The following is a 24,380-nucleotide window of genomic DNA, read 5'->3' as shown; positions in this document are numbered from 1 at the left end:
TGCCGGCACTCGACAGGCCCCGCCCGGCCGGGAGGGCCTACCGGCCCTCGGCCACCACCAGCACGTCCAGCGTGCGCGGACCGTGCACCCCCTCGACCCGGTCGAACTCGATGTCGCTCGTGGCACTGGGCCCGCTGATCCAGGTCATCGGCCGGGTGGCGTCGAGTCGGGCGACCGCGTCCGGCACGGCCGGCACGATCTGCTCGGCACGCACCACCACCAGGTGGTAGTCGGGAACCAGGGTGACCGCGCGCCAGCCCTGGCCCGGCCCCGAGTCCAGCACGATCGTGCCGGTGAGCGCGATCGCCAGGGCGCAACCGGAGACCACCCCGTCGAAGGCGTCGAGCGCGACCGGGTCCGGTGGCGCGCCGCCGCCGATCACCTGCCAACCGGGCGCGGTCCACCGCGCGGGCAGGCCGTGGGGGACGCAGATGCGGGTCCGGCCGCGCTCGCCCAGGATGCGGGCGATCGCCCCGCCGACCTCGTCCGCACCGCACCGGTACGCGCTCGCCCGGTAGTCGGTCAGCCGCTCCACGAACAACCCGACCGGGTCGTCGGCCGGACGCGCGCCGACGCCCCGGTAGTCCCGGGGCACCCCGACGCCGGGCGGCTGCGTCCCGACGGCGAGCCGGACCCGGCGCAGCACCTCGGCCCGCGCGGCGTCGGCGTCGCGTCCGGTCCCGCCGCTGGACACGTCGCGGCTCACCGCCGCCTGCCCCGGGCCCGGAACGGGCGGCGCGGCGGGCGGGGCGCGTCCCGCGACCTCGTCCACGCCGACATCGGCGGCGGCAACCGGCGGATCCAACCGGTACGCCGGCCCAGGACCCGCCCCAGCCACAGCGCCCGTAGGGCGGCGGACCAGCGCCCCGGGCTGGACATGAGCCAGCCGAGCACCGACATCGCGGCGGCCTCGGACGTCGGCAGCCGCCGCTGCCGCGCGCCCGCCGCCACCGCCTGCGCCCGCAGGTGCACCAGCATGCGCGGGATGTCGATCGCCACCGGGCACGCGTCGAAGCAGGCCCCGCACAGGGTCGACGCGAACGGCAGGTGGGGGTGGTCGGCCACCCCGGTCAGTTGCGGGGTGAGCACCGCGCCGATCGGCCCGGGATAGACCGAGCCGTACGCGTGTCCGCCCGTGCGCTCGTAGACCGGGCAGACGTTCAGGCACGCCGAGCACCGGATGCACCGCAGGGCCGCCCGACCAGCCGGGTCGGCCAGGGTCGCGGTGCGCCCGTTGTCGAGCAGCACGAGGTGGAACTCCTGCCCCTCCACCGCGCCGGTCCACATCGACGTGTACGGGTTCATCCGCTCGGCGGTCGACGAGCGGGGCAGCAGTTGCAGGAACACCTCGAGGTCGCGCCAGCTCGGCAGGACCTTCTCGATCCCCATGACGGTAATGAGGGTGCGGGGCAGGGTGAGGCACATCCGCCCGTTGCCCTCGGACTCGACGACCGCCAGGGTGCCCGTCTCGGCGATCGCGAAGTTCGCCCCGGAGACGGCCACCCGCGCCGTGAGGAACCGCTGCCGCAGGTGGGCTCGTGCCGCCTCGACCAGCTCGGCCGGCTCGTCGCCGAGCGCGGGGTCCACCCCGGCCATCTCGCGCCGGAAGATGTCGCGGATCTCCCGCCGGTTGCGGTGGATGGCGGGCACGAGGATGTGACTGGGGTGGTCCCGGCCGAGTTGCACGATCAGCTCGGCCAGGTCGGTCTCGACGGCACCGATGCCGCCTTGGGCCAGCGCCTCGTTGAGGCCGATCTCGGCGGTGACCATCGACTTGACCTTGACCACCTCGGTCGCGCCGGCCTGCCGGACCAGGTCGACGACGATGGCGTTGGCTTCCGCCGCGTCCCGGGCCCAGTGCACCGTGCCGCCCCGGGCGGTCACCGCCCGTTCGAGCTGGAGCAGGTAGCGGTCGAGGTGGTCGAGCACGTCGTCCTTGATGGCGGCTCCGGCGGCCCGGAGCTGCTCCCAGTCGTCGAGCTCGGCGACCGTCTGCAGTCGCCGGCCACGGATGGTGCGGGTGGCGTGCGAGAGGTTGCGCCGCAGTTGGTCGTCGCGCAGCGCCTCGGCGGCGGCGGTCGGGAACGGCGTCGCGGCGTGCAGGTTGCCGACGCCGGGCGACGCGGTGGGCAGGCCCAGGAACACCGTCACGGTCGTCTCCTCGGGTGCGGCGGAGCACCGGGCGGTGCCCACGGTCGATCTCGGGTCGCGGCCAGGATCTCGGCCAGGTGCACGGTGCGGGCCCTCGCCGCCGCGCGGGAGAGCCCGCCGCCGAGGTGGGTGAGGCACGAGGCGTCCCCTGCGGTGACGACGGTCGCCCCGGTCGCGTCGACCGCCCGCAGCTTGTCGGCGAGCATGGCGGCGGACACCGACGCGTTCTTCAGCGCGAAGGTGCCACCGAAGCCGCAGCAGGAGTCGGCGTCGGGCAGGTCCACGAGCTCGATGCCCTCGACCCGGTCCAGCAGTCGTCGCGCCCGGTCGCCGGTGCGCAGCAGGCGTAGCGCGTGGCACGCCTGGTGCAGCGTCACCCGGTGGGGGAACCACGCACCGACGTCCAGCACGCCGCGCACGTCGACGAGGAACTCGGAAAGCTCGTAGGTGCGTGCCGCGACGGCGGCCGCCTCGGCGGCCAGCCCCTCGTCACCGACCGCCCGGGCGAGCTCGACGTGCTGGTGCCGGATCGCCGCCACACACGAGCCGCTGGCCACGACGATCGCCTCGGCGTCGGCGAACGCCGCGACGTGGTTGCGGACCAGGGCCAGCGCCTGGTCCGGGTAGCCGGAGTTCACATGGAGCTGACCGCAGCAGGTCTGTCGCCGGGGCACGGCCACGTCGAGGCCCAGCCGTTCGAGCACCGCGACCGTCGCGGCGCCGACGCGGGGCACCAGCCCGTCCACGAGGCAGGTGACGAACAGCGCCACCCGGACCGGGGACGGAGCTGACGCGACGGTACGGGCGCAAGGCCCGGCATCCTGGCCCAATCGATGTCCTTTCGGCGTGCCGCCCGACCCGGTGACCCACGGGCGGCGACGAGGTTGTATGGTACCAGTATCAAAACCACGGTTCATCTACATGAACAGGTCCGTTCCTATGAGCACTCTCGTCAAGTCGGCAGACCGCACGCTGGCGATCCTCGACCTGCTGACCGAGCACCGTGACGGGTTGACCCTGACCGAGGTCCAGCGCCGCCTGGAGTTCCCCAAGAGCAGCACCTACGTGCTGCTCATGACGATGACGGCCCGGGGCTTCCTCGAACAGGACCCCGACACCCGCCGGTTCCGCATCGGCATCCGACTGTGGCAGGCCGGCCAGAGCTACGTCGCGATCAACGACCTGGAGAAGGTCGCGCTGCCGTACATGGAGACCCTCCGGGACACGCTGAACGAGACGGTCCAGCTCGCCACCCTCGACGGCACCGACAACGTCTACATCGCCAAGGTCGATCCGGATCACCACCTGCGCCTCGCCTCCCGGGTCGGCGTGCGCCTGCCGGCGTACGCGACCGGCATCGGCAAGGCACTGCTCAGCCAGCTCGACGAGGACGACCTGCGGGACCGCTTCGCCGACACGGAGTTCGTCCGGTACACGCCGCAGACCGTCGCCTCGCTCCCCGAGCTCGTCGCCGCCGTCCGGCAGGCCCGCACGCACGGGTACGCGATCGACAACTGCGAGTACACCCCGGGCGTCTTCTGCGTCGCCGCCCCGCTGAACGGCCTGCGGGCCACCACCCGGGCCGCCATCAGCGTCTCCATTCCCGAGGTCCGCAAGACACCCGAACTCATCCGGCGCACCATCGACACGCTCTGCTCCACGGCCCACCAGCTCTCGCTGCGCCTGGGCTACCGGGACGGCGCCGCACCCACGACACGAAGGGACTGACATGGAGTTGTTCCGCTTCGGCGCTCCCGGCAAGGAACGCCCGGCCGTGCGCCACGAGGGCCGGGAGTACGACCTCACCGGGCTGACCGCCGACCTGGACGGTTCCTTCTTCGAGACCGACGGCATCGAGCGGGTGGCCGCCGCCCTCGCCGCCGGCACGCTCGACCCGGTCGACACGGCCGGGCAGCGGATCGGCGCACCGATCGCGCGACCGCCCGCCGTGGTGTGCATCGGAATGAACTACGCGGCCCACGCCACGGAGTCCGGCGCCGCACCGCCGCAGCACCCGGTGGTCTTCCTCAAGCACCCCGGCTGCGTGGTCGGCCCCGACGACGACGTCATCCTGCCGCTCGGGTCGACGAAGACCGACTGGGAGGTCGAGCTGGCCGTCGTCATGAAGCGCACGCCGCGCCACCTCACCGACCCGGCCGACGCCCTGGACTACGTGGCCGGCTACGCGCTCGCCAACGACCTGTCCGAGCGCGCCTTCCAGATCGAGGTCTCCGGCGGCCAGTGGTCCAAGGGCAAGTGCGCGGAGACGTTCAACCCGCTCGGGCCGGTGCTGCGCCCGGCGAGCGAGCTCGACCCCGGCCGGCTGCGGCTGCGGTCCTGGGTCAACGGTGAGCCCCGGCAGGATTCCAGCACCGCCGACATGATCTTCTCGGTGCCCGAGCTGATCGTCCACCTCAGCCAGCACATGCTGCTGATGCCGGGCGACGTCGTCAACACCGGCACCCCGGAGGGCGTCGCGCTGTCCGGCCGGTTCCCCTACCTCAGGGTCGGCGACGTCGTGGCCCTGGAGATCGAGGGCCTGGGCCGGCAGGAGCAGACCGTCGTCGGGCACCGGGCGGCCGGCTGACCCCGCCGCTTCCCGCTGTCCGGCCGGGCCGGACAGCGGGAAGCGCACCCCGGGCACGTCACCGCCCGGGCGGCTCGGCGACCAGCCCGTCCGGGTACGCGGTGAGCTGGTCGGCGTCGTAGAGGGTCAGCGGCACGTCGGCGACCCGTCGCACCCGCTCGTGCGCCGCCATGGCCTCGTAGATGTTCTCGCAGATCCCGATCGGATGGTCGGAGTCCAGGTTGCGGCGGGTGAAGTAGGCGTCGGTGACGGTGACGACGCCAACCGTGCTGTCGATCTCGACGGCCATCGAGGCGCGGTGGTGCGACCCGGTCCACCAGGTACGGATGCCGGGCACGACCTCGTCCTCGTCGGCGAGCAGCCGGACCCGGTCCCACGCCTCGTGGGTGAGGTGGTGCAGCACCTCCGGCGACAGGGAGGACCAGCGGTCGTCGTGCGGGTGCTTCGTCGTCCGGTGGAAGTGGGTCCACCCCCGCTCGGTCAGGCAGATCTGCGCGCGGGGGAAGAACGGCACGTTCGACGTGGTGTAGAGCTGCAACGGAGTGAGCAGGACGTGCGTGATGTCCTCGGGGGCGAGGCCATGGGCGGCCAACTGGTCGGGCAGCCACTGCCCGGGGGCCCGCCGCAGGGCGGCCCGCTCGCCGAGGAAGGTGGCCCACCGCGCGTTCATCGGGCCCAGATCCCGGGCCGGGCCGGTGCTCACCAGCGCGTTGACGCCCGGGCCCTGGATCAGGACCGCCTGGAAGGCGAGCCGGTACCAGCGGTCCCAGTCCGACATCCAGTACACCTCGGGCCCCGGCACGTCACCGTCACCGAGATGAAGTAGCCGCACGCCGTACATGGCGTTCCTCCTTTCCTTGGGGTCGGCCGGCTGGGGTCGTCGCCGCGCCGTCACGGCCGCAGCACCGCCTTGACCACGTCCTGGCGGCCCCGCATCAGCTCGGTGAAGATGGTGGCCCCGTCGGCGAGGTCGAACGGTGAGGTCCAGTCCAGCGCGACCGTCTCCGCGAGGGCGACCGCGTGGGCGAACTCGGCACCCGTGTAGCAGTACGAGCCCACGACGTGCTTCTCCTCCCGGACGATCTGCTGTCCGTCGAAGCCGGCGTCGCCGCTGAGCAGGCCCACCCAGACGGCCGTGCCGCCCGGACGCAGGCGCTGCACCGACAGCCGGTGCGTGGCCGCGGCGCCCACCGCGTCGATGATCACGTCGAACTCGCCCGTCAGGGTCGGGCCGACGGCCGCCGCGCCGAGGCGCTCGGCCACCGCCAGGCGGGCCTCGGACAGGTCGCAGACCGTCACCTCGTCCGAGTACTGACGGGCGACGAGCAGCGAGACCAGGCCGATCGTGCCGGCGCCCAGGACCGCGATCCGCGCGCCCTCGGCCGGGCGGGCCAGGTTCAGGGCGTGCACGGCGTTCGCCAGCGGCTCGATCATCGCGGCCGTCTCGAACGACATCGTGGGCGCCAGCGGGTGCAGCGCGTGCTCGGGCACCGCCACGTGCTCGGCGAACGCGCCGGGCCGGTGGATGCCGAGGATCTGCCGGCGGCGGCACAACTGCTCGCGGCCGAGGCCACACAGGTCGCAGGTGCCGCAGCTCAGCAGCGGGTTCACCGTGACCCGACGCCCGTCGCTCGTGGTGCCGGAGAACTCGTGTCCCATGATCAGCGGCGGGCTGCGGAAGTGGGAGTCGCCGATGCCGTGCAGCTCGCTGCCGCAGATGCCGACGGCGCGGACGGCGACGACGACCTCACCGTCTGAGGGTACGGGCGGCGCGACGTCGAGCAGTTCCACCGTGTTCGGCCGGGTGAAGACGAGAGCGCGCACCGGTCAGCCCGCCGTGGTCAGCAGGTCGCGCAGGATCTCGGCGGCCCGCCGCTGCAACTGCGGCAGCGACACCGTCGACAGGTACGCGAGGTGGGGGGTCACCAGGGCCCGCGGGTGCCCGGCCAGCTTCGCGGACGTCTGCTCGGGTGGCTCGCTGGCCAGCACGTCGAGCGAGGCGAAGCCCAGCGTGCCGGCGTCGAGCGCCGCCAGCAGGTCGGTCTCGACCACGAGGGCGCCCCGGGCCGTGTTCACCAGGTGGCCGTCGGCCCCGAGCGCGTCGAGCACCGCGCGGTCGACGATCCCGCGCGTCTGTGGCGTCGCGGGCACGTGCAGGGTGAGGTGGTTGACCGCAGCGGCGAGCTCGACCAGCGTCGGGTGCGCCGTGACGCCGGCGGGCACGTCGGAGACGAACGGGTCCCACACGTGCACCGGGAAACCCAGGGCGAGGGCCCGCGAGGCGACCTCGCGGCCGATGCGGCCGAAGCCGGCGACACCGACGGGGTCCTGCCCGGGCGGCAGCGCGGGGGCGATGCCCGCGGTGGTCCACCCCACGTCGGCGCACGACCGGCTGGCCGTGGTGAGCCGGCGGTTGTGCGCGTAGACGGCCGCCATGCTGTGGTCGGCGACCTCCGCCAGGCAGTAGTCGTCGACGTTGCGCACCTCGACCCCCCGCCGGGCGGCGGCGGCCAGGTCGATGTTGTCCAGGCCGATGCCGTAGCGCACTACGGCACGCAGCCGGGGCAGCCCGGCCAGCACCCGGTCGGTGATGGGCGCCCACTGCACCAGCAGCCCGTCGGCGTCGCCGGCGACGTCGAGGACGGCGTCCTCGGTCCTGGCGTCGAACCGGCTGACCGCGAAGTCGCCGGCCAGCACGGCTCGTTCGATCGAGCCGTCCCCCAGGTTGGTGTCGGTGATGACGATGTTGGTGGTCACTGTCGTTCCTCGAATCACTAGTCGATGCGCCCCGCGGGGCGGGCGGTGCTACCGGGAGCCGGCGAAGGACGAGTCGTCCCCGAGCCCTTCGGGCCCCATGGCGAGGTAGCCGCCGTCCACCGGCAGTTCCGTGCCGGTGATGAAGCTGGCGTCGGAGGAGCACAGGAAGGCGATGGCGCGGGCCACCTCCACCGGCTCCCCGAGGCGGCGCAGCAGGTGGAACCGGCCCCAGACCGGCTCCCAGGCGGCCCGGTCGCCGCCCGCCGCCCGGCTGACCTCGGGGGTCCAGATCCAGCCGGGGCTGACCACGTTGACGCGGATGCCGTCGGGGGCGAGGTCCATCGCCATGCACCTGGTCAGCGTGACGATCGCGGCCTTCGTCGTGTTGTACGTCCACCGGGACCGCTGCGCGACGTGCGCCGAGATGCTGGCGGTGTTGACGACCGCCGCGCCCGGGGCGCGGGCCAGCAGGGGGTGGGCCGCCTGCACGACGTTGCTGATGCCCTGCACGTTGACCCGCAGCACGTGGTCCCAGTCGGCGCCGGTCACGTCGAGGCCACGGGCCAGGAACGTCGCGGCGCAGTTGACGACGAGGTCGAGGCGTCCGTGCCCCGCCGCCACACCGGCGATCACGTCCTGCACCGCGGCCCGCTCGGCGACGTCGACGACGGCGGCGGTCGCGGCGCCCCCGGCGGCCTCGATCGCGGCGACCGTGGCGGACAGACCGGCCGGGTCGATGTCCATCGCGACGACGTGCACGCCGCGGGCCGCCAACTCCTGCGCCGTCGCGGCCCCGATGCCCGAGGCTGCCCCGGTGACGGCACCGACCCGACCGATCCACTCCATGTGGTGTTCCCTTCCTCAGGCCGCCGGTCGCGTGACCGGCGGCGGCGTCAGTTCGTGACCCAGGCGTTGGCGAAGGTGGGCACGCTGTAGCGCAGCCGGCTCGGCTCGTCGTAGTCGGCGCTGTGCATCCGCTTCGACCAGATGAAGCCGATCGGCGCGCTGGTCGTCCACACCCAGGGCAGTTGGGTGGTCAGCACGGTGTCCGCCTCGTTCCACAGCTGCTTGCGCTTGGCCGGGTCGGACTCGGCGCGCGCCGCGGTCACCCGGGCGTCGAACGTCGCGTCGGTGAACCCGCCGGTGTTCAGGTCGCCACCGGAGTACAGGAACCGGTAGGGCAGCAGGTCCGGCGTCAGGAAGCCGGCCATGGTCCAGCAGATCGCCTGGTACTTCTTGCCGAAGAAGGCGGCCACCCACGCCGAGTAGTCCAGCGCGTCGAGCTTGACGTCGAAGCCGGCCGCCTTGAGCTGCGCGACGATGACGTCCGTGGCCGGGCGGATGGTGTTGCACGTGTAGGAGAAGCTCGGCTTCCGGCCCGTCGCCGTCTCGTACTCCTTGACCAGCGCCTTGGCTCCGGCCAGGTCGAAGCCCGGGTCGGCGGCCGTGCCGTGGAAGGCGTTCCCCTCGGGGAACAGGCTGACCGCCGGCTTGCCGAAGCCCTCGGTGGTCAGGTCGACGATCTCCTGCCGGTTGAGCGCCTTGGACACCGCCTGCCGCAGCCGCAGGTCGTCGAACGGCGGCTGGGTCAGGTTGAGGATGACGGCGTCCTGGTCGCCGCCCACCCCCTGGACGAAGTTGACCTGGCTGTCGGCCTTGGCCGTCTGCATCAGGGTGGGGTTGACCGTCGACATCAGGTCGATGTCACCCGCCTGCAGGGCCTGGTAGGCGCTCTGCGGGTCGGCGATCGTCTTGATGACGACCTGGTCCAGGTAGACCTGCCGGTCCTTGTTCCAGTAGTTCGGGTTACGCACCAGCTCGACCGGCTTGCCGGGCGACCAGGACTTCAGCTTGAACGGTCCGACGCCGGCCGCGTGGGCCGTGTAGTCGTCGCCGTGCTGCTTGAGGGCGGTGGGCGAGGCGATGTAGCCCGCGGTGCCGGAGCCGTCGTAGGCGAAGGCGTACGGCAGGCTGGCGAAGGGTTCCTTCAGGCGCAGCAGCACGGTGGTCTCGTCGGGGGCCTCCACCGACTTGACCGACGACAGCAGCGCCGCGGCCGTGGAGCCCTTGGCCATGCCGCGCTCCAGGTTGAACTTCACCGCCTCGGCGTTGAAGGGCGTGCCGTCGCTGAACTGGACCCCCGTGGGCAGGGTCATCGTCCAGGTCAACTTGTCCGGGCTCGCGGTCAGCGACTTGGCGAGATTGGGCTGGGGCTGGTCGCCGAGCTTGGGAACGACCATGAGGGTGTCGTAGATCGACGAGCCGACCAGCGCCATCGCGTTGGCGGATCCCTTGCTGGGGTCGAGGGTCGTCACCTCGACCGCCAGGGCGACCGTCAGCGTCCCGCCGGCCCGGGGCGCGGTGTCGCCACCGGTGTCGCCGGTGCCGGCCTTCGTCGTGCAACTGGTCAGGGCCACCGCCAACAGGGGGGTCAGCAGCAGGGCTGTCGCCCGGCCGAAGCGGCGGCGGGCTGGGGGAAAAGGCATGTCGGGGCCTTTCGGATGACGGGTTCGGGGGTGGTGGAACCGTGTCGCGGCGAGCCGACCGGGCAGCCCGGAGGCTGGGTCAGACCGTGTTGGACGGCTGCGCCGCGACACGCGGGGTGGTCGACGGGAAGGGATGGACGCAGGCCACCTCGTGGCGCGGCGCGATCTGCCGCAGCGGAGGCGACGACGTGGTGCAGGCGGTGGTCACCGACGGGCACAGCGTGGCGAACCGGCAGCCGGCAAGCTGGCGGCCGTCGACGTCCTCGGCGCCCGGGGTGGGCTGGACCCGGGGCGCCCGGGCGGCGGCCAGGTCAAGGGAGGGTACGGAGTCCTGCAACATGACGGAGTAGGGGTGGCGCGGGTCGTGCGCGATGTCGAGGGCGCCGCCCTGTTCCACCACCCGGCCGGCGTACATCACCGCCGTGCGGTCGCACAGCGACGCGACGACGCCCAGGTCGTGCGAGATGAACAGCATGGCCAGCCCCTGCTCGGCGCGCAGCTCGGCCAGCAGTTCCAGGATCTGGGCCTGGATCGAGACGTCCAGCGCGGAGACCGGCTCGTCGCAGACGAGGATCTCGGGGCGCAGGATGGTGGCGCGGGCGATCGCCGCGCGCTGGCACTGGCCGCCGGAGACCTCCCGGGGCCGGCGGTGGGCCAGTTGTTCGGTGATGCCCACCCGGTCCAGTTCGGCGAGGGCACGCCGACGCCGCTCGGCGGGGGTGCCGTGCCCGTGCACCCGCAACGGCTCGGCGACCGAGTCGAGCAGGGACCGCTTCGGGTTGAACGACGCCGCCGGGTTCTGGAAGATCGCCTGCACGGACCTGCGCAGCCGGCGGTCGTGACGCCGCACCGGCTCGCCGTGCAGGAGCAGGGTGCCGCCGCTGAGCGGGACGAGGCCCAGCATGGCCCGGGCGGTGGTGGACTTGCCGCAGCCGGACTCGCCGACCAGGCCGAGGATCTCGCCCCGGTGCAGTTGCACCGAGACCTGCGAGACGGCCTCGACCGAGCCGGTGCCGTAGCGGACCGAGCCGTCCCTGAGTTCGAACACCGGGGCGCTGCGCTCGGCGGTCATTCCGCCACCTCCCTGTCCTGGCGCGGCGCGACCGCCGCGCCGACCGCCGGTTCGCCGGGGTGCCAGCAGGCGAACTCGTGCCCGGCCCCCGCCGCACGCGCCGTCATCGGCGGCTGCGCCGTGCGGCACCGGTCGGACGCGAAGCCGCAGCGGGGCGCGAACCGGCAGCCGGGCGGCGGGTCCAGCAGGTTCGGCGGCAGCCCCGGAATCGGCCTGGGCAGGACCTGCCGCGCCACGTCCGCCCGCGGGATGGCGGCCATGAGGGCGCTGGTGTAGCGCATGCCGGGGCGGGCGAAGACGTCGGCGACGGGACCGCGCTCGGCGATCCGGCCGGCGTACATCACCGCCACCCGGTCGGTGTGCCGGCCCACCACGCCCAGGTCGTGGCTCACCATGACCAGCCCGATGCCGAACTCCCGGCACAGGGCGTCGAACAGGTCGAGGATGCGGGCCTGCACGGTGACGTCCAGAGCGGTCGTGGGCTCGTCCGCGAAGATCAGCTTGGGTCGACCGGCGACGGCCATGGCGATCGCCACCCGCTGCCGCATCCCGCCGGACAGCTCGTGGGCCCGGGACCGGGCCCGCTGCGCCGCCAACGGGATGCCCACCGTTTCGAGCAGTTCGACGGCCCGGGTGGCGGCCTGCCGGCGGGTCACCCGGGGATCGCGCCGCACCGCCTCGGCGATCTGCTCCCCGATCGGGGTGATGGGGTGCAGGGCGCTGAGCGGATCCTGGAACACCATGGCGACCTCCCGGCCCCACAGGGCGCGGCGGCGCCGCTCGCTCAGATCGAGCACGGCGTGGCCGGCGAGCCGGACCTGGCCGGTGACCCGGGCCACCCTGGTGCGGGTGAGGCCCATCGCGGTACGCGCCAGGACGCTCTTGCCCGAGCCGGACTCACCGACGATCCCCAGCCGCTCGCCGAAGCCGAGGTCGAGGCTGACCTGGTCGACGGCGCGCACCGGCCCGGCCGGGGTCGGGAACTCCACCACGAGGTCACGGATGCTCAGCAGGGCGTCCCCGGTCATCGCACACCGCCCGTCACGGCGTCCGCCCCGGACAGGAACCGGTCGGCGAGCAGGTTCAGGCTGAGGATCGTCAGCAGCATGAACACCGCCGGCACCACGATCAGCAACGGGTCGTTCGCGATGAAGGACCGGCCAAGATTGATCATGCTTCCCCACGAGGGTTGAGGCGAGGGCACGCCCAGGCCCAGAAAGCTCAGACCGCCCTCGATGAGGATCGCGGTGCCGATGCTGACCAGCGCGTACGACAGCACGGCGGTGCGGATGTTCGGCAGCACGTCCCGCCAGAGGATGGACCGGGCCGGTGTGCCGATCACCAGGCTGGCCTCCACGTACTCGCGGCCGGCCACCGCCAGGGTCTGCGCCTTGGCCAACCGGACGAACACCGGTGTCATCGGCACCGTGATCGCGATCAGCACGTTGGTGATCGAGGCGCCGAGGAACGACGCCAGGGCGAGGGCGAGGATGAGACCCGGGAAGGCCAGGATCACGTCCACCACGAACGAGACGACCGCGTCGAACCGGCCGCGCAGGTAGCCCGCCAGCATGCCCAGCGGCACCCCGACGAGCGCGGCGGCGGCGACCGACCCGAAGCCGATGAACAGGGAGACCCGCGCCCCGGACAGCGCCCGGGCGAGCAGATCGCGCCCGTAGTTGTCCGTGCCGAGCAGGTGCGCGGCGGACGGCCCGCTCAACCGGTCGGTGGCCGCCATCTTCTGGTCGTCGAGGCCGAGCACGGTCGGCAGCAGCAGCATCGACAGGACCAGCAGCACCAGCCAGGCCATGGACAGCAGGTCGGTCACCCGCCACCGTCGGCCGGACCGCGCGGGGGTCCTCGGCGGGGCCGGGGCGACGGTGGCCGGGGCCGTGGGTGCGACGTCGAGGCTCATCGGGTCACCGCCTTGCTCCGCGCCCGCAGCCGCGGGTCGATCAGCCCGTAGATCAGGTCGACCGCCGCGTTGATCAGCACGAACGCGGCGGCGATCACCAGCACCAGGCCCTGCACCTCCGCGTAGTCGCGGGCGCTGACCGAGTGGGCGAGTTCGGCGCCGAGCCCGGGCAGGCTGAACAGGGTCTCCACGATCACGTCCGAGCCGATCAGCACCCCCACGGTGACACCGACGGAGGTGGTGAGGTTGAGCAGGCTCGGCCGGAAGGCGTGCCGCATGGCGGCGCGGAGCGGCGAGATGCCCTTGGCCCGGGCGACCTGCATGAACTCCTGGCCGTACGTCTCGACCAGGTCGGCGCGCAGCACGCGCTGGTAGAGCGCGAACGGTGCGGCGGCCAGCGTGAGCGAGGGCAGCAGCAGGGAGCCGAGGTGCTGGCCGATCCCCGCGCTGACCGGGACGTAGCCGTTCGCCGGGTAGAGCCCGAGCTGGACCGCGAACACCCAGATCAGGACGAATCCGACGACGAAGTTGGGCGTCGACAGGACGGTGAAGACCCACAGGCTCATCCCCCGGTCGACGGCCGAGCCGCGGCGGGCGGCGGCCGCCACGGCGGCGGGGATCGCGGCGGCGATCGCGATGAGCTGGCTGAGCACGATCAGCTCGATCGTGACCGGGGCCCGCTCGGCGATGATCTGGGCGACCGTCTGGTTGGTCGCGTAGGACCGGCCGAGGTCACCCTGCAACGCGTTGCCGAGCCAGCCGAGGAAGCGTTCCAGGAACGGCCGGTCCAGCCCGAGCTGCTCGTGCAGCGCGGCCACCGCCTGCGGCGACGCGGACTCGCCGAGGATCGCCTGGGCGGGGTCGCCGGGCAGCAGGCTGAGGCTGAGGAAGCAGAGCAGCGACACCACGAACAGCACCGCCGCGAGCCGGACGAGCTTCAGCAGCACGGTACGGGCCAGCGGCCACCCGGGGGTCACGGCGCCACCAGCCCGTGCACGGCGACGGTGTGCCGGCCGGGGCCGAGCCGCAGCTCGGTGCCGCCGACGCCGCCCTGGCCGGCCGCGACGAGCCGGGCGCCGGCCGGTGCCCGGACGGTGGCGTACGCGGTCGCGGGGATCCGCAGCTCGTGCTCGACCACGTCGCCCGCCCAGCGCCACGAGCTGCCGATCGGGCCCGCCGGGCTGTCGTAGGCGGCGCGGGCCCAGCCGAGCGCGGCGGAGTACGCGGCCCGCACCGTGATCTCCCCGGTCCAGGTGGTCTCGGTGGCGTCGATGCCGGCGACGTGCTCGAACAGGAACCGGCCCACGGCGCCGAGCGCGCAGTGGTTGAAGGAGTTCATCTCGGCCGTGGCGAGGGTGCCGTCGGGGCGGATGCCGTCCCACTTCTCCCAGATCGTGGTCGCGCCCTGGTCGACCATGTACAGCCAGCTCGGCATCTGCCTGCGCAGCAGGAGTTCGAGCGCGAAGTCCGCGTGCCCGTGCGCGCAGAGCACGGGCAGGACGTGCTCCACGCCGTGGATGCCGGTGGTGACGTGACCGACCCGTTCGATGGCCGCGCGCAACCGGTCCGCCGCCTCCTGGGCCTCGGCACCGGTGAGCAGCCCGTATCCGACCGCCTGCGCGTACGCGGCCTGGGTCGCGTCCTCGACGCCGCCGGTCGCGAGCGGGAACGCGGCACGGTACGCGGCGCGGATCTCCGCCGCCCGGTCCGCCAGCCGGGCCGCCTCCCGGTCCCTGCCCAGCCAGGCCGCGATCTGGGCGAGCTGGACGAAGGAGCGGTAGCTGTGGGCGGTGTCGACGATGGCGGTCGGGGTGGTCGAGTAGGCGCCGGTGTAGGCGTACCCCGGGTGCAGCTCCAGGCCGTCGCGTTCCGGCAGCGACAGCCAGTCACCGAAGTCGGCCCCGACCTCGTTGACCCGCAGCCCGGCCGGGTTGGCCCGGTCGACGTGGTCGAGGAAGCGGACCATCGACGCGAACAGCCGCTCGGCGGTCGGCAGGTCCCCGTACCGCTGCACGAGCAGGTGGACGAGGCGGATGAAGCCGTCGGACCAGCCGGGCGCCCCGGGCCGCATGCTGGAGGGCGGAATCGCCGGGGCGTAGTTGCGGATCTCCCCGTCGGGGCCCTGGGTGTCCGCCGCGTCCCGGGCGAACTTCGCCAGGAAGGCGGACACGTCGAAGTGGTACGCGGCGGTCGGCGCGATCGCCCCCGCGTCCCCCAGCCAGCCGAGGCGTTCGTCGCGCTGGGGACAGTCGGTGGCCACTTCGAGGAAGTTGTCACGGATGGTCCACGCCACGTTGGCCGCGAGGCGGGTCAGGTGCTCGTCGGAGCAGGCGAACTCGCCGACCGGGCTGGGCAGTCCGGTGACGGAGACCGCCTCGATCGAGGTGTCGGGCAGCAGGGTGAAGTTGTGGTGCGGCAGCTGGCTGGGCAGGCCCCAGACCTCCGCGTAGCGGAACCCGTGCATGGTGAACGACGTGGCGAGCTGGTGCGGGCCGGCGTCGGGCACCACGAAGCGGTCCTCCTGGAAGGCCCCGCGCAGGTTGTCGCGGTAGACGAGCTGCTCGGGGGTCAGGATCTCGCCGTGGCGCACGATCAACTCGACCGACGGCAGGCATCTCGTGGTGAGCTTCGTCCAACCGACCAGGTTCTGCCCGAAGTCGAAGACGGCCGGGCCCCGGGCGTGTTCGTGCACGAGCCGGCCGGTGTGCACCTGGTAGGTCGTGATCGGGTCGTGGGGCTGCGGTTCGACCGGGGGCGTGACCCCGGCGAAGGGTTCGGCCGGCGCCCAACCGGCGTCGTCGAAGCCGGCCAGCCGCCAGCCCGGCGGCTCCTGCCGCAGGTCCTGGGACTCACCGCGCAGCAGGTCCGTCGCCTGCAGGGCCCCGTGTCCGGCGCGCCAACCGGCGCCGGTCGAGGCGACCGGCCTGCCGTCGATCTCCAGTTGGGCCAGCAGTGCCGGCCGGTCGCCGTAGAAGCCGGGCTCGCGCAGCAGTCCGAGGCGTCCGGCGTACCAGCCGTTGGCCAGGACGGCCGCCAGGGTGTTGCGGCCCGGACGCAGTGCCGCCCCGCAGTCGAAGGTCTGGTGGTAGACCCGGGTGCGGTAGTCGGTCCAGCCGGGGCGGTAGAGCGCGTCGGCGGTCAGCTCGACGCCGTTGAGCCACAGCCGGTACAGCCCGAGCGCGCTCGCGTAGACCCGGGCGGTGCCCACCTCGTCGACGTCGAACTCGTGCCGCAGGTACGGGCAGGGGTCCCAGCTCTCCCGCCGGTAGGTGGGCACGGGTGCGCTGATCCAGGTGGCCGACCAGTCCCCCGGGTCGGTCAGCCCGACCTCGAAGGCCGCCGTCGCGCTGCTGACCGGGCGGCCGGAGCGGTCGGTGGCGGTGACCCGCCAGTAGCGGCGGTCGCGCGAGGCCAGGGGCGGGCCCGCGTACACCGTCCAGGGCCGGGCGCAGGTGGTGGCCCAGGCGAGGTCCCTGTCCGACTCGACCGCCTGCCTGGAGGCCGCCACGGACACCTGGAACCCGCGATCCTGGTCGATCTCCGCACCGCCCGGCACCGACCAGGACAGGTGGGGTGCCGTGCCGGGCACGCCGAGTGGCGCGACCCGCCCACCGACCCGCATCCCGCGCGGCCCGCACCCCGGCTCGGCGGTCATCGCGCGCCGGCCGATGTCGGTTGTTGGCACCGATTGTTTACAGGGATTTTGCACACGCCCGGCATCGTCTGCCAGGCCGCGCTCGACTGTCAAGGATAAGAACATAAGTTCATATACATGAACCTCCCGCCCCGCTCCTCGCTGACCAGCGCATTCCCGAACTCCACCGGAACGTCGTCCGCGCTCCGCGACCGGACAGGAGGCGCCTCCACCGTCCGACCGACCCGGCCACCCTCCGTCGCCGGCATGTCCGGCCGGCGTCACCCCGCAGGCTGGTGGCGACACCCGAGTTCCGGATCCACCGCCCGATCGATGGTGTCGGTGCGACGATGACAGGCGTGGGAACTCCGAGAACCGCCCCGCCCGCCGTCTCGCCGCTCACCGGCGAGCCGATCAAGCGCGCCGACGCCGAGCGGCTCGCGGGGGTGCTGAAGGCGATCGCCGACCCGGCCCGGCTGCGGCTGCTCAGCCTGATCCAGTCTTCCCCGGAAGGCGAGGCGTCCGTCAGCGACCTCACCGCGCCGCTCGGGCTCTCCCAGCCGACGGTGAGCCACCACCTGCGGATCCTCACCGAGGCCGGCCTGCTCGAACGCGAGAAGCGCGGCGTCTGGGCGTACTACCGGCTGGTGCCGTCCGCGATCGCGGCGATCGCCGACCTGTTGACCCCGCCCCGCAAGCGGGCGACGCGGAAGACCCGCTGAGCGGAGCACCCGCCCGCGGCGGAGCGCAACCGGCGTCAGCCGGCACCTGGTGCCGGGCGCGCCTACCAGCTCGTCAGCAGCAGGTGGTTGATCGCCAGGGCCACCCCCGCCTGCACGGCGAGCCACGTGCGGCGGTCGGCGGGCGGGATCAGCGCCGCCCCGGCCATGAGCCAGGCGGTGAACGGCAGCCAGATGCGTTCGACCTCGGCCTTGCTGTAGCCGGACAGGTCCGCCGCGACGATCGCCGCCGTGGCGGCGAGGGGCAGCAGCCAGGTCGCCTGCTCCGCACCCGGCCGCCGCAGCGCGACGGCCCGCCGGCCGGCCAGCGCCGCGCGGCGCAGCAGCACGGCCGCCGCCGGACCGGCCGCGGCGACCACGAGCGCCAGGTTGGCCCAGACCCAGTAGCCGTACGCGCGGTCGGCGGCGATGCCCTGGTAGTAGCGCTCGACGACGAGATGGTAGCCGGTGGGCCACCAGAAGCCGGCGGCCGTGAACGCGGCCACGACCGGTGCCGCCCCGGCGAACGCCCAGCCCACGGTGCGTCGGTGCCGGCCCGCCAGCACGACGACCGCCAGGGCGACCGGGGCCATCAGGACGAGCCCGTAGGAGAGGTAGCAGCCGAAGGCCAGCAGCGCGCCACCGGCGACCGCGCCCACGGCACGCCCCCGGGTGACGCCGTGCGCCAGCAGGGCGACGCCGGTGGCGGTCACCCCGGCGAACAGCCCGTCGGCCGACACCCCGGACCAGACCGCACCGGGGAACAGCACCACAAACGGCAGCACGGCACGGGCCGCCGCGCCGGTGCCGAGCAGGCGTACGGTGTGCGGCACGGCGACGGCGACGAGCGCCGCGGCCAGGATGCACAGCACCCCTGCCCAGCCGCCGCCGCCCAGCCCGACCCGGTCGAGCCAGACGAAGACGAGCAGCGCACCCGGCGGGTGGCCGGACACGTGCGTGGTCCAGGAGTCCGGCTGGAAGTCGAGGATCCGGGTGGTGAAATCCCCCAGCATGGCGGGGATGTCGGAGACGCCGGGGACCTCGTGCAGATACTCGTGGACGGTGGTCAGCCGGCCGGCGACGCCGCGCCGCCAGCCGTCGACCAGGGCGAGCGACAGCGTCCAGGCCACGGCGGTGGCGTAGGACAGCGCCAGCAGCGGCCGCCAGGGCAGCCGGGCGGCCAGCGCCGGCCCGCGCCAGCAGACCAGCGCGGCCAGCAGCAGCGCCGCCGGTGTGCCGGGGCCGGCGTGCGGCAGCCAGTGCGCCGACAGCGGCGCCGCGCTGGCGTACACCGGGCGGCCCAGCGCGTACAGCACGCCGCCGGTGACGGCGGCCGCCGCGAACAGGCCGAGCGCGACGGCGGCGGCGATCAGGTCGGCCCGCGGCGGACGCCGCCCCCGCTCCGTCGAGGGGGACGACACCGCGCTCGGCAGCCGGACGCTCATCCGCGCAGCGGCGCGTGGGCGAACTCCGTGATCCCGTCGGCGAGCCCCACGGCGGCCCGGAACCCGAGTTCGGCCTCGGCCCGGGCGGGCGAGGCGACCACGTGCCGCACGTCGCCGAGCCGGAACTCGCCGGTGACCACCGGCGGGGGCCCGCCGGCGGCCCGCGCCAGCTCCGTGGCCAACTGGCCGACGGTGGCCGGGCGACCGGAGGCGACGTTGTACGCGCGCCAGCCCGTGCGCGTGCCGGTCGCCTCCAGCGCGGCGAGGTTGGCCGCCGCCACGTCGCGGACGTGCACGAAGTCGCGGCGTTGGCCACCGTCCTCGAACACCCGCGGCGCCCGCCCGGCCTCCAGCGCGGAGCGGAAGATCGCCGCGACCCCGCTGTACGGCGTGTCGCGGGGCATGCCGGGCCCGTACACGTTGTGGTAGCGCAGCGCCACGACGGTGCCGCCGGTCTGCCGGGCCCAGACCGCCGTGAGGTGCTCCTGGGCGACCTTCGTGGCGGCGTACACGCTGCGCGGGTCCAGCGGGGCCTCCTCGTCGACCAGTCCCGGGGTGACGGCGGCGCCGCAGCTCGTGCAGACCGGCTCGAAGTGACCGGCGGCCAGGTCGGCGACGCTTCGCGGCGCGGGGCGGACCGCACCGTGCCCGGCGCAGGCGTAAGCGCCCTCGCCGTAGACGACCATGGAGCTGGCGAGCACGAGCCGGTGCACGCCCGCGCGGGCCATCGCGGCGAGCAGGACCGCGCTGCCGAGGTCGTTGCAGCCGACGTACTCGGGCAGGTCGTCCAGGTCGACGCCGAGCCCCACCATGGCCGCCTGGTGGACCACCACGTCGACGCCGGCCAGGACGCCGGCGACGGCGGGCCGGTCCCGCAGGTCGAGCCGGACGAGCGGGGCCCCCGCCACGGTGTCCGGCAGCGGCAGGCGGTGTGCGCCGGGATGGCCGGCGTCCACGACGGTCACGCGGTGGCCGGCGTCGTGCAGGGCGGTCACGACGTGGGTTCCGATGAATCCGGCGCCGCCGGTAACGAGTACGTGGGTCACGGCGCCGACGGTAGAGCCGGGACGCGGCGATCCGCCCCGGCCGCGGCCTACCGTCAGCGGTTCGTAAGAACTCCGGGCCGGGTCACCGTTCCGTAAGACTCTGTCACCGTCAGGTAAGGATTTCCGGGCGGATCAGGTCCTAGCGTCCGCGGCATGACCGATGTGGTTCTTCCCTGCCGCAACGAGGCCCCGGCCCTGCCCGACCTGTTGGCCCGGATGCCGGCCGGCTACCGGCCGATCGTGGTGGACAACGGCTCGACCGACGGCTCGGCGGAGGTGGCCCGCGCCTGCGGTGCCGAGGTGATCAGCGTCGCCGAGCCCGGCTACGGCGCCGCCGTACACGCCGGTGTCCTGGCGGCCGACCCCGGCGACGGCGTGGTGTGCGTGATGGACGCCGACGGGTCCTTCGACCCGGCGCAGCTGCCCCGGCTGGCCGACCCGGTGCTGGCCGGCGAGGCGCACCTGGGCACGGGGCGGCGCCGCCCGGCCGCGCGGGGGGTGTGGCCCGCGCACGCCCGGGTCGCCAACGCCGTCCTGGCCCGTCGGCTGCGCCGCACGACCGGCCTCGACATCCACGACATCGGGCCGATCCGGGCCGTGCGCCGCGCCGACCTGCTGGCGCTGGGGCTGCGCGACCGCCGGTTCGGCTACCCGTTGGAGCTGCTGATCGCGGCGGGCCGGGCCGGCTGGCGGGTCGTCGAGGTCGACGTCGACTACCACCCCCGGGCGGCCGGCACCCGCTCGAAGGTGACCGGTACCGTGCTCGGCACCGTCCGCGCCGTCCGGGACATGAGCGCGGTGCTGGCCCGGTGAGCGCCCCCCAGGTGCTGGTGCTGGCCAAGGCCCCGGAGCCCGGCCGGGTCAAGACGCGGCTCTGCCCGCCCTGCACCCCCGAGCAGGCCGCCCGGATCGCCGCAGCGGCCCTGGCCGACACCCTCGACACCGTCGCCGCGGCCACGGCCGGCGCGCGGATCCTGGTCGTCGACGGCGACCATCCGGCCCCGGCGGGCTGGGCGCGGCTCGCCCAGCGCGGCGGCCCGCTCAGCGACCGCCTCGCCAACGCGTTCGCCGACACCCGCCCGGTCGCCGACACCCGCCTGGTCGCCGACCATTGCGGGACGGCTGCGGCGACCCTGCTGATCGGCATGGACACCCCGCAGCTCACCGCCGCGCACCTCGACGCCGCCGTGGGGCTGCTCGGCACGGCGGACGGGCCGGACGCGGTGCTCGGCCCGGCCGACGACGGCGGCTGGTGGGCGCTGGGCCTGCGCGAGCCCGGCCACGCCGAGGCCCTGCGCGCGATCCCCACCTCGACGGCGCACACCGGACGGCTCACCCTGGCCGCGTTGCGCCAGCGCGGGCTGCGGGTCCACCTGCTCCCCCGCCTGCGCGACGTGGACACCGCGCCCGACGCGCACGCCGTGGCCGCGCTGTGCCCACCGGGCAGCCGGTTCGCCGTCGCCGTCGACGCCGACGTGCCGTCAGCGGCGGCGGTCGGCCGGTGAACGCCGTCGCGGTCTTCGACGCCGTGTTCGACCGGGCCGCGTCGGGCGTCCCCGCCGCGTTCACGGCCCGGCACTCCAGCGGCGGCGAGCTGCGGTTCGACCCGACCGTCTGGTGCCGGGACGCGACCGCCGGGGACTCGACGCTGCTCGCCCGCTGCACCGGGCCCACCCTCGACGTCGGCTGCGGACCCGGCCGGCTCACCGGCGCGCTGATCGCCGCCGGCCGCCCCGCCCTCGGCATCGACATCAGCGCCACCGCCGTCCGCCTGGCCCGTGGCCGCGGCGCGGTCGCGCTGCAACGCGACGTCTTCGACCCGGTGCCGGGCACCGGCCGCTGGCAGCATCTGCTGCTGGCCGACGGCAACATCGGCATCGGTGGTGACCCGCACCGGCTGCTGCGCCGCTGCCGCCGGCTCCTGACGGCCGACGGCCGGCTGCACGCCGAGGTCGCGCCGCCCGGCACGCCCGCCTGGTCCGGCACCGCCATGGTGCAGGCCCCCGGCGGCGTCGGCAGCCCGCTGAGCTGGGCCTGCGTGCCCCTCGACGACCTGCCCGCGCTGGCCGACGCCACGGCGCTGCGCATCCTCGACACCTGGACGGCGGCGGGCCGATGGTTCGCCACCCTCGGCCCCGCGTGACCGGCCGTCCGACCGCGCTGCGGCGGTTCGCCCGCTGGTGGTCGACGCCGCTGCCGGCACCGCCCGCGGCGCTGCGGCGGGGACCCATGCGCGCCGGCGCGTTCCCGTCCCGGCTGCGGTCGACGCGGCTGACCAGCCAGCTCGGCGTCGCCCTCGGCGTGGCGTTCGCCGTCTGCTTCCTCACCGGGCTGCTCAGCCACCTGGTCCAGGATCCGCCGGGCTGGTTCCGGTGGCCGGCCCGCCCGGTGGGGCTCTACCGGTTCACCCAGGGCCTGCACGTGGCGACCGGGCTCGCCACGGTGCCGCTGCTCGGCGTCAAGCTGTGGTCGGCCTACCCGCACCTGTTCGCCTGGCCGCCGGTCCGCTCGGTCGCCCACGCGCTCGAACGCGCCAGCGTCGGCGTCCTGGTCGCCGCCGCGCTGTTCCAGGTGGTCGGCGGCGTCCTGAACGTCTCCCGCTGGTACGCGCCGATGCCGTTCTTCTTCACCGCCGGGCACTACTGGGTGGCGTGGCTGGCGGTCGGCGCGCTGCTGGTGCACGTCGGCGTACACCTGCCGACCGTGCGCGGCGCGCTCGCCCGCACCGCCGCCGGGACGCCGCCGGACCGGCTGAGCCGGCGCGGGCTGCTCGGCGGCGTCGCCGCCGCGGCCGGGCTGATCACCCTGACCACGGTCGGGCAGACCGTCCGGCCGCTGTCCGGCCTGGCGGTGCTCGCGCCCCGCCGGCCGGACGTGGGGCCGCAGGGGCTGCCGGTCAACAAGACCGCGGACAACGCCGGGGTACGCGCGCGGGCGCTCGACCCGTCCTACCGGCTGGCGGTCGTCGGCCCCGCCGGGCGGGCCGACCTGGATCTCGCCGCCCTGCACGCCTTCGCGCAGCACACCGCCGACCTGCCGATCGCCTGCGTGGAGGGGTGGAGCGCCACCGGGCGGTGGACCGGCGTGCGACTGCGGGACCTGGTGGCCCTCGTGGGCGGCGACCCGGACCGCGCGGAGGTCCTCGTCGAGTCGCTGGAGGCCGCCGGCCGGTACCGCGCGTCGACCGTCGCGCCGGCCCACGCCCGCGACCCGCTGACGCTGATCGCCCTGCGGCTCGACGGCGAGCCCCTGCACCCGGACCACGGCTACCCGGCGCGGCTGATCGCGCCGAACCGGCCCGGCGTGCTCCAGACGAAGTGGGTCGCCAGGATCACCGTGCGGGAGCCGCGATGAGAGTCCGCAGCGTGCTCGTCGCCGTCGGCGTCCTGCTGATGGGGTACGCCGTCGTGGGCGGCAGCGCCGACCCCGACCTGAAGCCGGCGGGCGTGCTGCTCTTCCTGGCCGGGGTGCTGGCCGGTCACGACCTCGTCTGGATGGTCGTGCTGCTGGCTGGGGGCGCGGCGGTCGCCCGATTCGTCCCGCGCCGGCACCGGCCCGTGGCGCGTGCCGCCGCCGTCAGCGCCGCCGCGCTCACCGTCGTGGCGGTGCCGCTCGTCCTCGGCTTCGGCCGGCCCCCGGACAACCCCTCGGTGCTGCCGCTGCCGTACGGCCGCAACCTCGCCGCCGTCCTGCTCCTCGTCGCCGGCGCGGCACTGGCGGGGGGCCTGACGGCGGACCGGCGACGGCGGTTGACGGCGGGCCGTGGGAGGGGCCGGCCGGCGGCGGGCCGTAAGCAATCCGAAAGACCCGGCGGTGGCGGCCCGCCGCCCGCCGGTCGGTAGCGTGGCCGGGATGGGACACCGGGTGCTGGTGGTCGACGACGACCCCACGGTCAGCGACGTCGTGCGGCGCTACCTGGAACAGGACGGCTGCGAGGTCCGGCTGGCCGCCGACGGCGCCGACGGCCTCGCGGCGATCGCCACCCACCGGCCCGATCTCGTGGTGCTGGATCTCATGATGCCCGGCATCGACGGCCTCGAGGTGTGCCGCCGGATCCGCAGGCAGCTGCCGGACCTGCCGGTGATCATGCTCACCGCCCTCGGCGAGGAGGCCGACCGGGTCCTGGGGCTGGAGGTCGGCGCCGACGACTACGTGACCAAGCCGTTCTCCCCCCGCGAACTCGTCCTGCGGATCCGTTCGGTGCTGCGTCGCGCCAGCGGGCACACCACCGGCCCGGCCGACCTCACCCGGCTCGTCGATGCGGAGCTGACCGTCGACACCGCCCGCCGCGTCGCCGAGCGCGACGGCGCGCCGCTGGCGCTGACCGTCCGGGAGTTCGACCTGCTGGCCTTCCTCATGCGCCACCCCGGGCGCGCGTGGTCCCGCGCCGATCTGCTGGACAAGGTGTGGGGCTGGCAGTTCGGCGACCAGTCGACGGTGACCGTCCACGTCCGCCGGCTGCGCGAGAAGATCGAGTACGAGCCGGCCGAGCCGCGCCGCATCCGCACCATCTGGGGCGTCGGCTATCGCTACGACCCGCTCGACGGGGGACCCCAGCGGTGACCGAC

At 74.3% G+C, this 24,380-nt stretch carries 24 protein-coding genes; 9 read left to right on the top strand and 15 right to left on the bottom strand.

The window, feature by feature from the left end:
* Nucleotides 1-37: 37 nt before the first annotated feature.
* The 3 genes from TK50_RS27620 to TK50_RS27610 are packed head-to-tail and all read right to left on the bottom strand — an operon-like array spanning nucleotide 38 to nucleotide 2,921.
* Nucleotides 38-706 carry a LutC/YkgG family protein gene (locus TK50_RS27620; protein ID WP_241774132.1) on the bottom strand — a complete coding sequence of 223 codons (669 nt, stop codon included), beginning with the start codon at nucleotides 704-706 and terminating at the stop codon, nucleotides 38-40.
* Nucleotides 703-2,151, bottom strand: coding sequence for a lactate utilization protein B (locus TK50_RS27615; protein WP_043969462.1), 1,449 nt, complete (start codon nucleotides 2,149-2,151; stop codon nucleotides 703-705). Before TK50_RS27615 ends, TK50_RS27620 begins: the two co-directional genes overlap by 4 nt.
* On the bottom strand, nucleotides 2,148-2,921 hold the full coding sequence (locus tag TK50_RS27610; protein ID WP_241774131.1) for a (Fe-S)-binding protein: 774 nt from the start codon (nucleotides 2,919-2,921) through the stop codon (nucleotides 2,148-2,150). Before TK50_RS27610 ends, TK50_RS27615 begins: the two co-directional genes overlap by 4 nt.
* Before the next feature lie 169 nt (nucleotides 2,922-3,090).
* On the opposite strand from TK50_RS27610, the gene TK50_RS27605 reads away from it, so the two are divergent.
* Complete coding sequence (locus TK50_RS27605) at nucleotides 3,091-3,879, top strand: IclR family transcriptional regulator (RefSeq protein ID WP_052503961.1); 789 nt, start codon at nucleotides 3,091-3,093, stop codon at nucleotides 3,877-3,879.
* A 1-nt stretch (nucleotide 3,880) separates the two neighbouring features.
* On the top strand, nucleotides 3,881-4,738 hold the full coding sequence (locus TK50_RS27600; RefSeq protein WP_043968340.1) for a fumarylacetoacetate hydrolase family protein: 858 nt from the start codon (nucleotides 3,881-3,883) through the stop codon (nucleotides 4,736-4,738).
* Nucleotides 4,739-4,796: 58 nt separating this feature from the next.
* Here the strand turns inward: TK50_RS27600 and TK50_RS27595 are convergent, their stop codons facing one another.
* From TK50_RS27595 to TK50_RS27550, 10 genes are all read right to left on the bottom strand, one after another.
* Nucleotides 4,797-5,516 (bottom strand): MBL fold metallo-hydrolase, encoded by a 720-nt coding sequence (locus TK50_RS27595; protein ID WP_228986735.1) that lies wholly within the window; start codon nucleotides 5,514-5,516, stop codon nucleotides 4,797-4,799.
* A gap of 113 nt (nucleotides 5,517-5,629) precedes the next feature.
* Nucleotides 5,630-6,562, bottom strand: coding sequence for a zinc-dependent alcohol dehydrogenase (locus TK50_RS27590; RefSeq protein WP_043968337.1), 933 nt, complete (start codon nucleotides 6,560-6,562; stop codon nucleotides 5,630-5,632).
* A gap of 3 nt (nucleotides 6,563-6,565) precedes the next feature.
* Nucleotides 6,566-7,495 (bottom strand): NAD(P)-dependent oxidoreductase, encoded by a 930-nt coding sequence (locus TK50_RS27585; RefSeq protein WP_043968336.1) that lies wholly within the window; start codon nucleotides 7,493-7,495, stop codon nucleotides 6,566-6,568.
* Nucleotides 7,496-7,543: 48 nt separating this feature from the next.
* Nucleotides 7,544-8,341, bottom strand: coding sequence for an SDR family oxidoreductase (locus TK50_RS27580; RefSeq protein WP_043968334.1), 798 nt, complete (start codon nucleotides 8,339-8,341; stop codon nucleotides 7,544-7,546).
* Nucleotides 8,342-8,388: 47 nt separating this feature from the next.
* Nucleotides 8,389-9,981 (bottom strand): ABC transporter substrate-binding protein, encoded by a 1,593-nt coding sequence (locus TK50_RS27575; RefSeq protein ID WP_144420420.1) that lies wholly within the window; start codon nucleotides 9,979-9,981, stop codon nucleotides 8,389-8,391.
* A gap of 79 nt (nucleotides 9,982-10,060) precedes the next feature.
* Complete coding sequence (locus TK50_RS27570; RefSeq protein WP_043968329.1) at nucleotides 10,061-11,053, bottom strand: ABC transporter ATP-binding protein; 993 nt, start codon at nucleotides 11,051-11,053, stop codon at nucleotides 10,061-10,063.
* Nucleotides 11,050-12,081 carry an ABC transporter ATP-binding protein gene (locus tag TK50_RS27565; protein WP_043968327.1) on the bottom strand — a complete coding sequence of 344 codons (1,032 nt, stop codon included), beginning with the start codon at nucleotides 12,079-12,081 and terminating at the stop codon, nucleotides 11,050-11,052. The genes TK50_RS27570 and TK50_RS27565 overlap by 4 nt, the downstream gene beginning before the upstream one ends.
* Entirely contained in the window at nucleotides 12,078-12,968 is an 891-nt protein-coding gene (locus TK50_RS27560) for an ABC transporter permease (RefSeq protein ID WP_043968326.1), read from the bottom strand. The genes TK50_RS27565 and TK50_RS27560 overlap by 4 nt, the downstream gene beginning before the upstream one ends.
* Entirely contained in the window at nucleotides 12,965-13,945 is a 981-nt protein-coding gene (locus TK50_RS27555; protein ID WP_052503960.1) for an ABC transporter permease, read from the bottom strand. Before TK50_RS27555 ends, TK50_RS27560 begins: the two co-directional genes overlap by 4 nt.
* Nucleotides 13,942-16,653, bottom strand: coding sequence for an alpha-L-rhamnosidase (locus tag TK50_RS27550; protein WP_158499202.1), 2,712 nt, complete (start codon nucleotides 16,651-16,653; stop codon nucleotides 13,942-13,944). Before TK50_RS27550 ends, TK50_RS27555 begins: the two co-directional genes overlap by 4 nt.
* A 299-nt stretch (nucleotides 16,654-16,952) precedes the next feature.
* On the opposite strand from TK50_RS27550, the gene TK50_RS27545 reads away from it, so the two are divergent.
* Nucleotides 16,953-17,324 carry an ArsR/SmtB family transcription factor gene (locus TK50_RS27545; RefSeq protein WP_043968323.1) on the top strand — a complete coding sequence of 124 codons (372 nt, stop codon included), beginning with the start codon at nucleotides 16,953-16,955 and terminating at the stop codon, nucleotides 17,322-17,324.
* A 62-nt stretch (nucleotides 17,325-17,386) separates the two neighbouring features.
* Here TK50_RS27545 and TK50_RS34560 read toward each other — a convergent pair whose 3' ends face one another.
* Together TK50_RS34560 and TK50_RS27535 are read right to left on the bottom strand one after the other, a co-directional pair.
* Nucleotides 17,387-18,766: a hypothetical protein gene (locus TK50_RS34560; RefSeq protein WP_043968322.1), complete on the bottom strand. Its 1,380-nt coding sequence runs from the start codon at nucleotides 18,764-18,766 to the stop codon at nucleotides 17,387-17,389.
* A complete protein-coding gene (locus tag TK50_RS27535; RefSeq protein ID WP_043968321.1) occupies nucleotides 18,763-19,812 on the bottom strand; it encodes an NAD-dependent epimerase/dehydratase family protein in 1,050 nt (349 codons plus the stop codon). The genes TK50_RS34560 and TK50_RS27535 overlap by 4 nt, the downstream gene beginning before the upstream one ends.
* Before the next feature lie 153 nt (nucleotides 19,813-19,965).
* Between TK50_RS27535 and TK50_RS27530 the strand changes: the two genes are divergently transcribed.
* The 6 genes from TK50_RS27530 to TK50_RS27505 are packed head-to-tail and all read left to right on the top strand — an operon-like array spanning nucleotide 19,966 to nucleotide 24,375.
* The gene (locus TK50_RS27530; protein ID WP_043968320.1) at nucleotides 19,966-20,625 is read left to right on the top strand and encodes a glycosyltransferase family 2 protein; all 660 of its coding nucleotides are present in this window, start codon (nucleotides 19,966-19,968) and stop codon (nucleotides 20,623-20,625) included.
* Complete coding sequence (locus TK50_RS27525; RefSeq protein WP_043968319.1) at nucleotides 20,622-21,317, top strand: TIGR04282 family arsenosugar biosynthesis glycosyltransferase; 696 nt, start codon at nucleotides 20,622-20,624, stop codon at nucleotides 21,315-21,317. Before TK50_RS27530 ends, TK50_RS27525 begins: the two co-directional genes overlap by 4 nt.
* Nucleotides 21,314-21,955 carry a methyltransferase domain-containing protein gene (locus tag TK50_RS27520; RefSeq protein ID WP_043968318.1) on the top strand — a complete coding sequence of 214 codons (642 nt, stop codon included), beginning with the start codon at nucleotides 21,314-21,316 and terminating at the stop codon, nucleotides 21,953-21,955. The genes TK50_RS27525 and TK50_RS27520 overlap by 4 nt, the downstream gene beginning before the upstream one ends.
* On the top strand, nucleotides 21,952-23,166 hold the full coding sequence (locus TK50_RS27515; protein ID WP_241774130.1) for a molybdopterin-dependent oxidoreductase: 1,215 nt from the start codon (nucleotides 21,952-21,954) through the stop codon (nucleotides 23,164-23,166). Before TK50_RS27520 ends, TK50_RS27515 begins: the two co-directional genes overlap by 4 nt.
* On the top strand, nucleotides 23,163-23,654 hold the full coding sequence (locus TK50_RS27510) for a hypothetical protein (protein ID WP_144420418.1): 492 nt from the start codon (nucleotides 23,163-23,165) through the stop codon (nucleotides 23,652-23,654). Before TK50_RS27515 ends, TK50_RS27510 begins: the two co-directional genes overlap by 4 nt.
* Before the next feature lie 10 nt (nucleotides 23,655-23,664).
* Nucleotides 23,665-24,375 (top strand): response regulator transcription factor, encoded by a 711-nt coding sequence (locus tag TK50_RS27505; protein WP_052504056.1) that lies wholly within the window; start codon nucleotides 23,665-23,667, stop codon nucleotides 24,373-24,375.
* Nucleotides 24,376-24,380: the final 5 nt, after the last annotated feature.

Origin of the sequence: Micromonospora haikouensis (assembly GCF_000876225.1) — a bacterium.
Taxonomy (GTDB): domain Bacteria; phylum Actinomycetota; class Actinomycetes; order Mycobacteriales; family Micromonosporaceae; genus Micromonospora; species Micromonospora haikouensis.
Note: the sequence above shows the minus strand (reverse complement) of the source record. Positions and strands in the feature narration are given on the sequence as shown.